General features: G+C 31.5%; 14 protein-coding genes and 1 pseudogene. 6 read left to right on the top strand and 9 right to left on the bottom strand.

Translation table 11 applies throughout. The annotated features are described in order from the left end of the window. Nucleotides 1-187 precede the first annotated feature (187 nt). On the bottom strand, nt 188-1,213 hold the full coding sequence (locus CD150_RS08965; RefSeq protein ID WP_070657988.1) for a LacI family DNA-binding transcriptional regulator: 1,026 nt from the start codon (nt 1,211-1,213) through the stop codon (nt 188-190). Nucleotides 1,214-1,675: 462 nt separating this feature from the next. On the opposite strand from CD150_RS08965, the gene CD150_RS08960 reads away from it, so the two are divergent. Further along, on the top strand, nt 1,676-3,655 hold the full coding sequence (locus CD150_RS08960) for a helix-turn-helix domain-containing protein (RefSeq protein ID WP_164987243.1): 1,980 nt from the start codon (nt 1,676-1,678) through the stop codon (nt 3,653-3,655). A gap of 85 nt (nt 3,656-3,740) precedes the next feature. On the opposite strand, the gene CD150_RS08955 is transcribed toward CD150_RS08960, so the two are convergent. The 3 genes from CD150_RS08955 to CD150_RS08945 are packed head-to-tail and all read right to left on the bottom strand — an operon-like array spanning nt 3,741 to nt 6,516. Continuing rightward, a complete protein-coding gene (locus CD150_RS08955; protein WP_073344225.1) occupies nt 3,741-5,201 on the bottom strand; it encodes an ABC transporter ATP-binding protein in 1,461 nt (486 codons plus the stop codon). Between the two features lie 9 nt (nt 5,202-5,210). Then, entirely contained in the window at nt 5,211-5,930 is a 720-nt protein-coding gene (locus CD150_RS08950) for an energy-coupling factor transporter transmembrane component T (RefSeq protein WP_046206766.1), read from the bottom strand. Between the two features lies 1 nt (nt 5,931). Further along, the gene (locus CD150_RS08945) at nt 5,932-6,516 is read right to left on the bottom strand and encodes an MptD family putative ECF transporter S component (RefSeq protein WP_073344228.1); all 585 of its coding nucleotides are present in this window, start codon (nt 6,514-6,516) and stop codon (nt 5,932-5,934) included. A 559-nt stretch (nt 6,517-7,075) separates the two neighbouring features. On the opposite strand from CD150_RS08945, the gene CD150_RS08940 reads away from it, so the two are divergent. Together CD150_RS08940 and CD150_RS08935 are read left to right on the top strand one after the other, a co-directional pair. Further along, the gene (locus CD150_RS08940) at nt 7,076-8,413 is read left to right on the top strand and encodes an aspartate aminotransferase family protein (RefSeq protein ID WP_073344898.1); all 1,338 of its coding nucleotides are present in this window, start codon (nt 7,076-7,078) and stop codon (nt 8,411-8,413) included. Between the two features lie 15 nt (nt 8,414-8,428). Continuing rightward, nucleotides 8,429-9,520: a YkvI family membrane protein gene (locus CD150_RS08935; RefSeq protein WP_240621221.1), complete on the top strand. Its 1,092-nt coding sequence runs from the start codon at nt 8,429-8,431 to the stop codon at nt 9,518-9,520. An 81-nt stretch (nt 9,521-9,601) separates the two neighbouring features. Here CD150_RS08935 and CD150_RS08930 read toward each other — a convergent pair whose 3' ends face one another. Genes CD150_RS08930 through pgsB form a run of 5 tightly spaced genes read right to left on the bottom strand, consistent with a single transcriptional unit; the run spans nt 9,602 to nt 14,041 of the window. Continuing rightward, nucleotides 9,602-11,194 (bottom strand): gamma-glutamyltransferase, encoded by a 1,593-nt coding sequence (locus tag CD150_RS08930; protein WP_046206763.1) that lies wholly within the window; start codon nt 11,192-11,194, stop codon nt 9,602-9,604. A 2-nt stretch (nt 11,195-11,196) separates the two neighbouring features. Then, nucleotides 11,197-11,355 carry a hypothetical protein gene (locus CD150_RS13430; RefSeq protein WP_019470031.1) on the bottom strand — a complete coding sequence of 53 codons (159 nt, stop codon included), beginning with the start codon at nt 11,353-11,355 and terminating at the stop codon, nt 11,197-11,199. Continuing rightward, complete coding sequence (locus CD150_RS08925; protein ID WP_064209259.1) at nt 11,345-12,415, bottom strand: CapA family protein; 1,071 nt, start codon at nt 12,413-12,415, stop codon at nt 11,345-11,347. The genes CD150_RS13430 and CD150_RS08925 overlap by 11 nt, the downstream gene beginning before the upstream one ends. A 14-nt stretch (nt 12,416-12,429) precedes the next feature. Continuing rightward, the gene (gene pgsC / locus CD150_RS08920; RefSeq protein WP_103161507.1) at nt 12,430-12,882 is read right to left on the bottom strand and encodes a poly-gamma-glutamate biosynthesis protein PgsC; all 453 of its coding nucleotides are present in this window, start codon (nt 12,880-12,882) and stop codon (nt 12,430-12,432) included. Nucleotide 12,883: 1 nt separating this feature from the next. Beyond that, the gene (gene pgsB / locus CD150_RS08915; RefSeq protein WP_046206760.1) at nt 12,884-14,041 is read right to left on the bottom strand and encodes a poly-gamma-glutamate synthase PgsB; all 1,158 of its coding nucleotides are present in this window, start codon (nt 14,039-14,041) and stop codon (nt 12,884-12,886) included. Nucleotides 14,042-14,466: 425 nt separating this feature from the next. Between pgsB and CD150_RS08910 the strand changes: the two genes are divergently transcribed. From CD150_RS08910 to CD150_RS13990, 3 genes and pseudogenes are all read left to right on the top strand, one after another. Further along, on the top strand, nt 14,467-14,799 hold the full coding sequence (locus tag CD150_RS08910; RefSeq protein ID WP_081370528.1) for a hypothetical protein: 333 nt from the start codon (nt 14,467-14,469) through the stop codon (nt 14,797-14,799). Nucleotides 14,800-14,941: 142 nt separating this feature from the next. After that, the gene (locus CD150_RS08905) at nt 14,942-16,099 is read left to right on the top strand and encodes an ArgE/DapE family deacylase (RefSeq protein WP_064209257.1); all 1,158 of its coding nucleotides are present in this window, start codon (nt 14,942-14,944) and stop codon (nt 16,097-16,099) included. A 324-nt stretch (nt 16,100-16,423) separates the two neighbouring features. Continuing rightward, nucleotides 16,424-16,609: pseudogene (locus tag CD150_RS13990) on the top strand (IS5/IS1182 family transposase); the annotation flags it as partial.

Raw genomic sequence — 16,609 nt, 5'->3', positions numbered from 1 at the left:
TTATTTAAAAATATAACTAAAATAAACTTAAACGTTTAAGTTTTAGCGATTAAGTTAACGGGATTAAAATCAGATGATTTCAAAAACCCGTCTTGTTTAAACAATTCATAATACAATATCTACTCCAATGTATATAATCATAACAACAATCAACAAGTATCAGACTTGGAATACATTTTATTTTTTATCATAATGACTTATCTTTTATAAATGAACAAGATTCACGTATGATTAGTTTTGTATTTAGTTCAATCGAAGAGACATTTTCCCCTTGAATTAGATGATTGATCATTTCGCCTGCGACGCGACCTATCTCTTTTGTAGGTTGTGAAATGACAGATAATTTTGGAGTATAAATTTCATTCCAGTAACTATCATCAAAACCAATGATAATCATATCTTGAGAAATTTTTTTGCCACTTTCTTTTATTGCTTGTAAAGCACCTAATAACAATAAATGATTAGTTGCCACAACAGCTTGAACCTGTTTGTTAATTAATGATTTAGTCGCATGATACCCACTATCAATTTGTGCATCCGTACCCAATTGCTGATTGCTATAATAAATGAGTTGCTCATCTAACTTAATATTATTTTTTTTCAACGCTTGTTCATATCCAGATTTCCGTTCTGACGTTGTGCTTATATCAGGATTCGCTAACAGTAACCCTATATTTTTACAGGTACTATCAATAATTCTCTGAGTTGCATCAAACGCTGCTTTCTTGTTATCCACGCTTATAGAAGGTAAATATGTACCATCTACTTTCCTATCTATAGTCAAGATAGGTGTTTGGCTCCACTCTTTCTTAAATTTCAATTTAGACTTCACTGGAACTAATATAATAGCGCTTACATTTCGCGCGATAAATGTTTCTATCAACGCTTGTTGTCTTAACTCGTTTTCCTCAGACGACACAACAGCTACATGCAATTGATGTTTTTGACATTCGTTGTTTAATTCTGTCAGTATCTCAGTAAAAAAAGGATTTTGATCAGGTACAATAAAAACAATTAAATTAGACTGCCCTGTTTTTAAACTTCTTGCAAATTGATTCGGTTCATAATGCAATTTATCAATTGCATCTAATACTTTCTGCCTCGTCTTTTTACCTAATTCAGTACTTTTGTTATTCAATACATTGGAAACGGTCGCAATTGATACCCCAGCAACTTTTGCTACATCATGAAGTGTAGGTTTATTTTTTTCCATGCCACTCACCTTAAACGTTTAAGTTATTTGCTTCGACTTATTCATGTCAGCTAGATTCATTATATATATTCACCATAATAAATGCAAGCGCTATCATTAATATTGAGATTTTTTCATTTTCGAGTAAATTAAATAGAAACCTATCATTTTATTACTTCAAAAGGCATTTTATTTTCCAAAATAGTGATTTTTCTATCTATACTCATATCCAAAATACGAATTATTAATTCTTAATATCATTTTAACAAACTTTATTTATAACCTAACTATTTTGTCTGTGTCAGTTGTACAATAACGTTAATCATTTAATTGTGAGTGTAACAAAATAAAGTAAAGGTGATCTTTGTGATAAGCTCTCTATCAATAAAAAATCATTATATGACTGAGTTGGCAAGATGCATAAATGAAATTATTATTTTAATTCCTATAAATAAATCATGTAAAATAAATTTAAATGGATCGATGATAACTATTGATCACGCTTGTATAATTAATAATGCAGACCTTTATCAATATATCGATATTGAAAATTTAATAGAACTTAAGATTCCATTACCTTTATTTATAGAAAAAGATAAAACCATCTCTAATGCTTTGTTTGATATCAAACAAATTAAATATATAGAGCAATTTCGAAACTTAGTTTTGCAAAAATTACAGAATCATACTCAAAATAGAAAATGTATGCATCTTTATATATCTAATATTATTGAGTTTTTACTTAAAGAAGCAAAAGTTGATTTAGACGATCAATATCTACCTATTTTGTATACTAAACACCCTCTGGTTCAACGTTTGACTCAATACATACATAAACACATCAATGAACCTTTAACTACAAAACAAGTATCTAATGCTTTTTATATATCACAATCATATATATCTATTTTATTTTCCAAAATATTAAATATGAACTTCAAACAATATACAAGTTCTCTTAAAATTGCATTATCTTTATTTGATTTATTAGAGAAAGAACAAAGCATTTACGACGTCGCATTAAAATATAGTTTCACTAATGTTAGTACATATTCTAAAAATTTCAAATTCTATATAAAGATGCCGCCAAAATTCTATATTCATCAATTCAGAAAAAATGATTTAAATTCACCATACCAAGTTTCGTTAAACACTCCCAACTTAAGCAAGACTATCAACAAATTATATAATTTTTCTCATAATCAACATATTTCGTCTAATCAAATCGTATTGAATAAACTGAAGTATACTCAGAAATTTAATATGACACGTACTTTTATCACGTTTAATGATTTACATAAGTTAATCTCATTTAATCAATCTACTTTTTCAATTAATATGCTATCGCTAATTTCAAAACCAAATTTAATTTTACTTCACACTAATTTCGATGATTTAAACAAATTAGACCATCACAATGTATTTGCAGCAATCAAACAATTGCTTATCAAAGGTTTTGAAATAACTTTGAAAGTTGATAATCCATCCTTTTCACAATCAATTGATTACCAAATTATAAAACTATTGACTTCATTAACGCTGCTTAATGAACATATTTCAAATGTCAGTTTACTTATTGAAACAAACCATAAAACATTTAAAAATGATCAAAGATTAATTGATAACTTTAAACAACAGTTCCCCACTATAAAATGTGCGGTTAATGTTGGACATATCTTGGAAAACAGTGGCAACTTTTCTAGATTTCAAAAAAATATTAGTTCATTAAATGCTGATTTTTATTTCATTGATACAGATTGGTATTTACTAAAAAACATTATATCAAGAAACTGGTTCAACGCTGATAATGCTTTTGATACCCATCAGACCATTATGTTATTTTTAAACCAATTACATCCAACTATTGCCAAAAAAGTGGTTTTTAATAATCTCACACATTCCAATTTAAAACATTATTATAAAGATATGTCCATTTCACCACATATCTTACTGATGCATTTGCTAATTGATTTTCAAACATTAATTGGTGGCTTTGCATTTCCATATTTTTCTGAAGATGATGAACAATTTATGCTGATTAATCATAATTGTAGTACCATGCCAATCGTTCACGTTTTCAGTTTATTAAAACCTTTTTTAAATTTGCATATCGCTAAATTCCCTTATGGTTTAATTGGTAAATCTAAACATCATTTTCACATGCTATTATTTAATAGTTTAAACTATTCAACACCAACATCTGACCTAATTGCAAATATCGTTCATAATTACATCACTGATTTTCCAGTTTACACACGAGTGCTTAACGAAAATCACGGTATCATTTCACATTTGATCCCAAATAACCTGGACTTAAGCGCTATTGATTCCAAAATTCTCGAACAAATCAACAAGGCTAATACTCCACTTTCTAAGTTAACGATGCATAGTTATCATAATTTACTAACTATTACAGTTACAAAATCAGAAATAAAATATATCATGTTTCCGATTAATTCTTGATTTATCAAAAATACATTAAAAACATGACAAACGAGATAGATATCAATAATATCTATCTCGTTTAATTATTTACATCTTGTATTTTTCAAATGATATTAAAAAATGATTGTAAATATTCAATTGTATCGTTGTTAATTTCATATTGCTTTTTTACTTTTCCTTTTTCTAAATGAAGCACTTCATCTGCACAAGCGAGTAACATTTCATAATCATGAGTTATAACTAATACTGTGTGTCCTTCATTTGCCAATTGGTTAATAATTGTACTCATTTCCCGCATATGGTGACCATCTAAACCGCTAGAAGGCTCATCAAAAATCAATATATCCCTTTTCGTTTCTACTGCACTAGCAATAGCTAAACGCTGCTTCTCACCTCCAGATAGTGACAAAGGATGTCTGTCTAGATGTTCAGAAATACTATAGTTTTGCAAACACCGCTTAATTGTCTCATCATTTAAAGTTGAATTACTTAACCTCAGTTCTTCTTCCACACTTTCAGCAAATAATTGATTGTTAACATCTTGAAATACCAAATAAGCTTCTGCAAGACTTTGTTGTGGTGTTACCCACTTTTCTCCAGTATTAATAGTCCCTTTAAATTTTTTCTCGACTCCAGTTAGACAGCGCGCAAATGTTGATTTACCTGAACCATTATGGCCAATAATCGCTGTCACTTTTCCCTTACTGATACTGATATCATCTATATCTAAAGCTAATTTTTGCCTTCTCTTATATCTAAAATAGTAATTTTGTAAACTTAAGTACCCCACTTTATTATTAACTTTAGTTTTTACTTGCAATTGTTCTAAATGAATAGCTCTTAATCCTAGCTTTGCTAATTGTTTATTTGATAACTTATTAAATTGTTCATTTTCATAAATTGCACTTATTTTTCCGTCATCCATTATCATAAAACGGTCAGCTATTTTAGTTAAATAGTGTAATCGATGTTCAGCAATAATAATTGTTTTACCTTCCGCTTTCCAAGTTTTGATCATTTGTTGTAACTTTAACATTGTATTAAAATCTAAATTTGACGATGGCTCGTCCAAAATAATCAATTCGTGACCATATACTTGAATAGCACTGCAAGCTAGCAATTGTTTTTCACCGCCAGACAAATTAAATATATCCCTATCTAAAAGGTGTTTAAAATTAAACTGTTCAGCGGTTTCTTTGATTCGTGTCATAATCCGACTAGCTGATACACCATAATTTTCAAGTTCAAATGCCAGTTCACTAGTCGTATTCAAACAAAAAAATTGTGATCTTGGATTTTGGAAAACTGAACCACTTTGCTGTGTTAACTTATAAACATCTTGTTGCTGTGCATCTTTATGATTTATTAAAATTTGACCTTCTATCTGTCCTTTATAAAAATTAGGAATAATACCATTTAGCAACCTTGTTAAAGTTGTTTTTCCACAACCTGAAGTTCCTGTTAAACAAATAACCTCACCATCATCAATAGTAAGGTTAATATTATTTAATATTTTACTTTTGCTTTCATCGTATTTAAAAGATACGTCTTTAAATTGAATCATATCCTACCCTCACATTACATAATAAATGATACAAAGGAACAGTATTAACACTAACAACAACCAATCTAACCAACGTATTTTAAGCGAAATGATTGATGTACGTCTATGCGTTAAATTCAACCCACGTGTAATTGAAGCAATAGTTAATTCGTTACCAATTTTCACAACACTGTTTAGTAATGGAACAACTCGATATTCAACATATTGTATTGGATGTATAAAAGCAATTTTCAAAGATATACCTCTCATCTTCATAGCATCCTTTATAGCAGCCGATTCTTCTCTAATTGTCGGTAAAAACCTAAACATAACGGCAATTGGAATCGTGATTTTTCTAGACAATTTCATTCGTTCTAAACCTGTTATTAGCACTTCAATTTGTGTGGTTTTAAATATATAATAGCCCATTGCGAGGGATGGTAAAAAACGTGTTATGATGCCTGCCGGTACAAAAATTAACAATGTAGCAACTTGGTTACCATCAATCGTTACAAACGCTTCTCCATACCACGCCATCACAGTTAATATCAAGATGACTAGCCCTATAGTATATTTTTTAATACATAATAATAATAATGCTGGCACAAGTATGATTACTGCCCTTAAATACACTTCAACACCTGTAACGCCGCCTGTTAATGCAACGAGTGATATCATCAAGATAAGCGCAATTTTAATTCTAGGATCTAAATTTAGTAAGTGGCTTTGTGGGATCGTTTGACTATACATGTTAAATCATACCTGTACGTTTGAAATGTTTTTTTAAAATTAATTTTGCTATATAAATGCCAATCCATGCACCAATGATTGTAGTAATAATAATAACTGGTATCATTTCTACAGAAAATAAAGTGGCGACCGTTTGCTCATATTCAATACCGTATTTATCTTGAATAAAGGATAAATATGAATTTCTCATAAAGTAAAATGGTATAAATGTACCAATGGGCCAAAAGGAAAAGAGAATGTACCCTAAACAATTGTGTTTCCAACTTTTATAACGTTTCATAGCCATTAAGCCATCAGCTAGTAATATCACAGGAATACTAAATACCAACGCAATCCATGGATGTCCCATAATAGCTAAAATAAGACTTACAATCGTTCCGCATATTGTCAATGCACCAAATTTTTGAACTTTTGATATTAGTAATATAATAGGTATGCCACCTACTAAACCAACCATTGCAGGAAGCAATAACATGAATATAGGTATAATACCTAAAATGCCAGGAGGTGCTATAAAAATAAAATATATAGCCGTAAAGAGTCCTATATTTATTAAATCTTTAACTTCTATCTTACTATTGTTCATCTAAAACTCCCTCTTTACATATAACGATAAATATTATTAATACAAGTAAACATAACTATGCTATAACATTAGTGTAGACTCAAGATACTATAATTGAAAACAATTATCAATTACATCGAATTGTATCGCTCATATCATTTATATTATAAACGAAAAAGTTCTCAAAACCTAACTATCCATTTCATCGTTTTATATATTTCATCTTCCCTATGTTTTGCTCAATTATCAATACATCATTTCTATAAAATTTTAATAAATGCATATTTTGTCTTCATACAACGCATTACGCAAGATTATATGTGTCATATTACAAATTTTAAGTGTTATTCAACTTTAAATTTTCAGAATATATTTACAATTCCGAATTTTCTTAGTATATTCATACGTATCACCATTTCATTATATTTAAGAATATTAATGAAATTATATAAAACATATTTAATAACACCTCACTCTTTAAACAACGGGATATGAAGTTAAAGGTGCGAATTGAATTTGTATAACTTTTAAACCAATTTATATTGAGTAATACATGGGAGGAATGATATTTATGGACAGAATGGAAAAAGCCACTCAATTAATTAATGAAGATAGTCAGTATTTTGCTAAACCAGGACGAATAAAATATTATCCATTAGCTATTTCTCATGGTTATGGTGCAACACTTGTTGATATGGACGGCAATACATATATCGATTTACTTGCTAGTGCTAGCTCACAAAATGTAGGGCATGCACCCCAACCAGTGTCAGATGCTATTAAATCACAAGTAGATAAATTCATACACTATACGCCTGCTTATATGTATCATGAGCCTTTAGTTAAACTTGCTAAGAAACTCTGTGAAATCGCACCAGGAAACTACGAAAAACGTGTTCTTTTCGGACTTTCTGGTTCAGATGCAAATGACGGTATCGTAAAACTTGCAAGAGCATATACAGGAAGACCTTATATCATCAGTTTCGTGAATGCTTACCACGGATCAACTTATGGGTCATTATCGATGTCCGCAATAAGTCTAAACATGAGAAAAAAATATGGTCCAATGTTGCCAGGCTTTTATCATATTCCATTCCCTGATAGCTACAGAGGCATGTTTGGTAGTCCAAACGCTAACACCGTTGATGAATACCTCGCGCCACTTAAAGAAATGTTTGAAAAGTATGTACCAGCTGATGAAGTAGCTTGTATCGTTATTGAAACAATACAAGGTGATGGGGGATTATTAGAGCCAGTAGATGGATACTTTGAAGCTTTACAAGATTTATGCAAGACACATGGCATTTTATTAGCAGTGGATGATATCCAACAAGGTCTTGGTCGAACTGGCGAATGGAGTTCAGTTTCACATTATCATATTGAACCGGATTTGATTACCTTTGGAAAATCATTAGCAGGTGGACTACCTATGTCTGCAATTATAGGACGTGCTGAAATCATGGACACATTAGAAGCGCCAGCACATTTGTTTACAACAGGAGCTAACCCAGTAAGCTGTGAAGCGGCCTTGGCTACAATTGGTATGATTGAGGATGAGCATTTACTTCAAGCGAGTACAGAAAAAGGTGAATATGTACGCAAACGCATGGATACGTGGATCGAACGATTCGAAGCAGTTGGGGACGTCAGAGGCAAAGGATTGTCGATTGGTATTGATATCGTTGCTGATAAAGACAGTAAAACACGTGATGCGGAAGCGGCATTAAAAGTTTGTAATCGTTGTTTTGATAATGGCGTTGTGATTATTGCAGTAGCTGGAAACGTACTCCGTTTCCAACCTCCATTAGTCATAACGTATAACCAACTTGATACGGCATTAAATGTCTTAGAATCTGCAATTGAAGATTTAGCATCTGGAAAATTAGATAATTACGATATTGCTGGTCAAGGTTGGTAAAATTGGGGGGAATCAATGATGCAACAACAAATTAAACTCACAAATATTATAAAACTTAGCGGTGCTTACATCGCTTATCTCATAGGGTCTGGTTTTGCAACAGGACAAGAAGTGATGCAATTTTTTGCTTCCTTTGGCATATATGGTATATTCGGAGCTTTAGTTAGCGCATTATTGTTCTGTTTACTTGGTTCAACTTTAATGATGAAGGGATTTGATCTTCAATTAAAACAACCTGGCAGAATATTTAAGTATTATTGTGGCAATATCCTGGGAACAATGATTGAATACTTTACAATTATTTTTATTTTTAGCATTGTTGTCATCATGATTGCTGGTACAGGAGCTGTAGTTGCAGAGCAATTCCATCTTCCCAATCTAGTTGGTGTACTAGGTATGGGCATTATTGCAATGATTACAGTGATTTTAGGTTTAAAAAAATTGGTTGATATTATTGGTACTGTAGGTCCGATTATCGTCATCTTGACAATAGGTATTTGTCTAATTGTCTTTTTCTCAAATATCGGTAATTTATCTAATATGCTCTATTTACCAGAAAGCGCTAAAAATTTACAACCAACAACACATTGGTGGCAAGCTGGCGGTTTATTTTTCTGTTATAACATCTTAGCAGGAAGTATTTTCTTTTCACAGCTTGGTCAACAATCTAATAGTAGAAAAGAAGCAGGCATTACAGGTATTGTTGGTGGCTCTGCGTTGATGTTAACTGTGGTTGTAATGATTATTGCACTATTAGTGCATTCTGATCATGTATTTGAATTAGAGGTTCCTGTACTTTATTTAGGTAATACGATTGCGCCATTGATAGCATTTATATTTTCAGTATGTATTTTATTAGGCATTTATTCTACAACTGCACCAATGTATTGGTTAGTTAAAAATGAATTTATGAAAATTTTTCCAGCAAAACTTAGCGTGCCTGTTACAGTTGTGTTAGGTGTTATTTTTATTATTTGTGGTACTTTACCTTTTGGAGAATTAGTTTCCATTATATACCCATTTGTAGGTTACATCGGTGCAATTGTTGTAGTTATTATCTTTGCGCGTACGTTATATAATAATTTCTCAAATAAGCACAGTACATGAATGATAGAAATTAAAACTCAATAAAAAAGTCCAAGACATCATTTGATGCCTTGGACTTTTTTATACATTTTTTAAAACAATCTACCTGTTACCCACATCATGACCGATTTCTACTGTTTTATCATTTTTATTATATAGTGCAGCTTGTACACTACCAAAGTTAGGGTCATTACGTTTTTCTTCAATTTCAAATCCTAAACTTTTGAAAATGTCTATATCTTGCTGATCTGTGGCATTTTCGTAAAAGATTTTTCCTCCATCGTTATAAAAACGTGGTTTATCAATAGAATCTTGTAGTGTGCCATCGCTACGTAAGTAATCAATAATAACCTCATTGAGCGTAGTCGGAATTTTGTTACCACCTGGCGTTCCTATACCCATGTAATAATCAGGTCCAACTACGATGCTCGGTGAAGTAAATGAGCGTGGTTGCTTATGCTTAGCACCATAGTTTGGACTAGATGGATTAGAAGAGAAGTTACTTAATGAATTATTCATATAGAATCCTTCTTTTACATACTCCCCTGAACCAAAGAAGCTTGCTAACGTATTCGTTGTACTTGTCAACTGTCCATCTTTATCAACAACCACAAAGTGTGTTGTGCTCGTATTATCGATGTTATTTGTATTGAAATTACTTTCAAAATTAATTTCATTTAATCTACCTAACAGGTAATCTTGGGAAAGATATTCATCATAGTCTTCATCTTGCCCATTTACAATATCCCTATTTCGATACATCAAGTCTCTAGATTTTAAAATACCCGTGATATAATCCAAACGATCACCTTGAGCTGCTTGATTATTAGTAGCTTCATCAATTTCTAAACCTTGTAGCATCAGTGATCCTCCTAAAGGATTAGATGCAGCATAAACTTTATTATTTAAATAGTCTGTACTTACTGGCTCTTTTTTCTCTGTTTTATAACTTTGGAAATCTTTTTCTGTCAGTTTGTCATCCGTTTGCTTAGTGATACTTTTACCAACTTTATCGTAGAAATAATTAGGCCCGTTATCTCTAATCCCTTTTAATGTTTTAGCTAAAGCTGGTTGCTTAATGACATCACCTTCTCTTTTGGTTTGCTCTCCTTCAAAGAAAGGTGAATCTCTATCTACATCTGAACCATATAGTTTCAAACTTCTTTCTAATTCTGAATCAACTTCAAAGCCTTCTTCAGCTAAAGGAATAACATAGTTCATGATTTTCTTTCTATCCATTTTTCCTGCCTCTTTATGAGCGTCTTCAAGACCTCGAACGAAACCTGGAACACCAATTTTATCTTTTTGCTTGTAATTAAAAGAAGAAATATCTTTATACTGCCATTGTTTTGGTGCAACATTTTCTTGACCATCGTAAGCCAGCATCGCACCTCCGCCACCTAGGCCAGAAGAGTGTGGTTCAGTGACAGCAAGGGCATATGACACTCCAATTGACGCGTCAACTGCGTTACCACCATCTTTCAATATTTTTTCTCCAACACGTGTAGCAATCGGATTATTTGAAGCTACACCGTAATTTTTATCCGATATGTCTTGTTGATGATCCGCAATTTTATTTTCATATAAATCATCTTTATCATAATTATCCTTTTTTGTAATCATATAAAATGCAAAGGATATGATAATAGTAAGGAGTAATATTACGATGAGCGTTTTCTTATTATAAATACTCATAGCTAAGCTCCTTTAGATAAATATTGATGGTGTGAAGATTTAAGTTCATTTTGTTCATAACGGTCTAAACCTTCGTTCGCTCTAGCGAATACAATTAGTAAGAATATTATCAACACAACTGCAATTATTGTAATACTTACCCAATGATCTTTAATGTTCATACGTATAACCTCCATTCTCTTTTTTAAGATTTATATTGTCACCTTTAATATTATTTAATAATTTTGTTTCTTCAATTTTGTTAGGTGTAGATTTAGTCAATTTACCGCCCACTGATTTGATAGGCGTAATCATGAATTTAGAATTTTTACCGTTCCAATTCTGTTGTACAGCTAAACCTTGTTTATTTTTTGATAAAAAACCTTCTGAAGTTACATTACCTAAACTATAAAAAATGCTGGCATCTTTATAATTTTCAATTTCCTGAACAACTGTGTTATGTCCGACGATGACATCAGCACCTGCATCTACGAGTGAGTGTGCATACTGTTTTTGCCTTGTTGTTACTGACCTTTCATCGGTTATACCCCAGTCCACATTAACGACTACATAATCATTTTTTTCTTTCAATTTTTTTATTAATGGAACATAAATATTAGGTTCCAAGCTAATGGATGTAGTGTTTTTTAAAGGATCTGTGTAATCAGACTCAACGTCTGTAAAGGAAACATTAGCTACTTTTTTACCTTTTACTGTTTGTTGTACTGTTTTACTGTTGATAGGATTAGAACCATTACCAGTTAAAAAATTATATCCATTTTGTGCCTCAACAGCTTTACTAAAATCTCTTGCTGTAATGTTATCAGTAACTTGATTTATAATATTTAAACTTTTAATATTTAAGCTTTTTAAAAACATTACATTTTCTAAATTTTTATTAATATTTGTTTTTCTATCATCTGAAAACTTGGTTAAATTCAAGCTTGCTGTAGAATAATCACTATCTTTCAACATGTTTTCGACAGCACTAAAAGTATCATTAATATTGTTTTTTCTTGTATGATTGTTTAATTCCACATTACCTAGATATGTTAGCTTAATTTCATCTTTTCCTTTATTCATAGCTTTAACAGGTTCAAAATCCTGTTGCTTTAATACAAATACTAACAAAATGATCGCTATAATTAATATCAAGCCGGTATATATGGAATTCCTTCTTTTATGGCGCTTTGTCCACTTCAAAACACGCTCATCGATAGAAAATCGTTTAGATTGCTTCATATATCTGCTCCTTACTAATTAATAAAGCTATAAAAGAATAAGACAATGTATGTAATACATGTTAATAACATACACGTAGATAAAGTTATTACGACACCTTGTTTTTGTATAGTATTTGCGATGATACCTGGTATTACAACACCAATACCGGACATTTCTACCATCTCAAATGGCGTTAATGGATAAATTAAATCAAATATAAATTTTAAAACCATTCCAGTTAATATCATTGCAGCAAATTTCCTACGCCCATAAAGAATAACAAAGCGGCTAATACCATGGTTCACAATAAAATATGTAATGCAACTAATGATTAGTATAGATAGCAGCATGATTGGTTGATCGAAAATCAGCGCTAGATATCCTGGTACAACTAATCCAGCAGGACTAATGCCGAATTTTTCGGCAAATATGAGGCTTAAAACTATCCCCACGAATAATGAAAAATATAACTCTGAACCTATCATATTAATGTATCCCTTCTATATATTGTGCGATTTCTTTTCCTGGTCCATGAATATTACCAACACAGAATATCAAAGCATTATGTGATTCTGCATAAAGCGCACGTTCAACTTCACTTATATTTTTACCTTCAAAATTCAAATATTTTTTATCGGGTAATTCTCTCATCACTTCCGATACCATTTGGGTACTTTTTCCAGTACAAATTAATGTATCGAACGGTACATCTTTTATGAAATTTTCTACAAATTGTCGGGTTCTATCTACCCTATCTGAGCGACAATTTAAAATTATAACAATTCTTTGATATGGGTAATTATATGATTCTACTTTATTTAAAATTGCTTTAGTAGATTGTGGCTCATTTGCTGCAAAGGCATTCACATAGACATTCGTTGTATTGTTTGCATTAAAGTATTTAACTTCAACAGCACCTACATCTGGTGGTGCGTTTAACATACCTCTTAAGGCAGTGTCTCTGTCGATGCCTAATGCTTCAGCAACTCCCATTGCAATTGCTACATTATCCGGAAAGACAATATATCCAAATTCTCGTAGATATGATTCTGGTACTTCTTCTTTATCGACTACAATTAATTTTGTTTTACGCCGTTTAGCTACTTTAGCAAAAAATTTAGTATAGTCATCCTTCATTACCACGAGATGTCCTTTATATGGAATGGTTGCTGTAAATGCTTGAGCAACTTCGTCTAAAGTTGGCCCTAACACATCCATATGGTCTTCCATCACATTAACAATGACACCAATGTTCGCTTTCACTAAATCTTTTTGGAATGTAATTTGATAGTCTGGATTAACTGCCATACACTCATTGACTAATGCGTTAGCTCTTTGTTTCACAACTTTTCTGACGATATCTCGTTGTTCGCCGATATTTGCACCCTGAGGTTTCCTATATACTGGATATTCTCTTGGTGTAAACCAGTACATCATACGTGCATCTGTACCAGTTGTTTTACCAATCACGCGGTATTTATCTTCCCGCAAAATACTGTAAATCAAGCGTGTAATCGTTGATTTACCTCTAATACCATTTATATTAATACGTATAGGAATCTTTTCTAATCTGTCAGAATGTCTTCGTTTCTCGACAATTCCTAACCATAGAATAACGCCTACACAAATTATGATTAGTAGCAAACTCTGTCCCTCTTTTCATCAGCGTATTTATTAATTACATGCTAAAATCATTAATTTAGCCAAAAACCATTACAAAAATGACCTTAAATTTATAATCTAATCATTATACCTTTCAATAATGACATGCTACCACGTAGTTGTTGATTTTATATAAAGTCTATAAATTAACTGTTAATTGAATGTAAATACACATTTACATTTAATGTAAAATTATATTAAAGATTATATTAAATACTTTCATATCAACGATAATGCTTTTTCTTCAGTTAAAAATTTTAAGCAAAAAATAATATAAAAATTTTTCATCAATTACTAATTAAAGTTAAAAATACGAAATATAATATTTACTTGAAATTTACACATTATTAAAATTCGAATGTTATCTTAAGGGTGAAAGGAATTAAAGATATTCTAGGAGGATGGACATGAGCAAACCTGTAAAGTTAACTGTTTCACTCTATCTCATTATTGTTGCGCTTATAACTTGTGGTTATTTAATCATGATTTTAGTAGGCAGTTTCCAAGGCAATGATATGCGTGGTGCAGTACTTGATACAGATAATACGAGACATATTGAAAATGTAGATGGGACTAACAACACCACAAAATCTTCCGAACCATCTACTTCATCTACACAAGAAAATCGTTCTACCCCTAAACATTTGCAATCTAAACACATAGGTCAACCAACAATCAACCAATATAAAACGATAAAAACATGGTCTTTAGATAATGACGCATCTAAAAACCATGTTTAATTTTTGTAACTTATTTTTGACAATTTGTTCAAATTCTCATTATTATGCCTTTTTACGAAGGGGTTTAATTTCAAACAGTCTGAATTTTCAGATATAATTATGGTGTTAGTTTTCTTATTATATCTGAAATGGGGTTTTTATTATGAGTAAGTTTACTGATCAAGAGAAAATTCAAATCTTAGAAGACTTGATTAGCATTAAATCCGTTAATAACAATGAAATCGAAGTTTGTGAATATCTGCAAAAGTTATTAGCAGAACATGACATAAATTCCGACATCATTAAAATTAACGACAGTCGTGCAAACTTAGTGGCTGAAATCGGTAAAGATGGCCCAATATTGGGCATTTCTGGTCATATGGATGTTGTTTCTGCTGGTGATGAAAGTAAATGGACATATGATCCATTCAAACTTACTGAAGTTGATGGCAAACTGTATGGTCGTGGTTCAGCTGATATGAAATCAGGTTTAGCAGCATTAGTCATTAGTATGATAGATATTCATGATCAAAACTTATTACAACATGGGAAAATTCGTTTATTGGCAACTGCTGGTGAAGAAATTGTAGGTGAAGGTGCAAAAACTTTTCAAGATAAAGGGTACATGAATGATGTCGATGCACTTGTGATTGCTGAGCCTTCTCAAGATCGAATTATCTATGCACACAAAGGCTCTATGGACATTCGTGTCACTTCCCGTGGTAAAGCTTCACATAGTTCTATGCCACAGCTAGGTTTCAATGCAATTTCACCATTAGTAAAATTTGTTTATAAAGCTGATGAGGGTTTTGAAAAATTCACTAAAAGCAATGATTTGTTAGGCAATGCAATTATGAATGCCACAATTTTCAACGGTGGTAACCAGGTAAATTCAATTCCAGAACATGCTGAATCTGAATTTAATATTCGTACAATCCCTGAGCATGATAACGAACAATTCATCTCATATTTCAATGAAATCTTAAAGCAAGTCGAAACTGAACAAACGGATATTGATATTGACACATACATGTCTAGACCACCTGTTTATACTACAGGAGAAAATAAATTGACTGAACTTGCTGTTGAAATGGGAGAAAAATATTTAAATACTACATTACCAACTGAAGCTTCACCTGGTGTTACCGACGCGTCTGATTTACTGGTAGACAAAGATGAAAACTTTTCATTTATTATGTATGGTCCCGGTGCTGTTAACCAAGCACACCAAGTAGATGAGCATGTGGAAAAAGATGTATATCTAACATTTGTTGATTTATTTACAGATTTCTTCTCTACTTATTTAAATAACTCAAAATAAGCATGATTATAAATCGGCCATCATTACGCTTTTGATATAATCTTATAAAAACATAATAGAATTTGGTACATAAATCCTAGAAAAAAACACGCAAATGATTTAAATCAATTCATCTGCGTGCTTTTTTGTTACTCAATACTTCGTATTGTTGGCTCGCTCTTTTATGGGGACAGCTTCAGCCTGTCGTCTTCAACTTATCCTGTTCCCTCAAGCATCTCGCCAAAATACAACGCATCCATATGTAATTTTACATTAAAACACTTAAAAACAAGTCACTTTGATAATTTAATAAACACTAACTATACTAAATTATCAAGGTAACTTATGTATAATGGTTATAACATGGCTCAACATATACTACCAATGGAAACTTCAGTACTTATTCCTACAAATAATATATCAAAGACATGTGAATGAAATTGTTGAAAAACCTCTAAATATATATTCAATGAATTCAAACCTCATCGTGGTGTTTTATCATATCACCCCAAAATGTTTACCGTGTTAATA

It is taken from the genome of Staphylococcus ureilyticus, assembly GCF_002902235.1.
GTDB lineage: Bacteria > Bacillota > Bacilli > Staphylococcales > Staphylococcaceae > Staphylococcus > Staphylococcus ureilyticus.
This window is presented reverse-complemented; position numbering and strand designations above follow the sequence as displayed.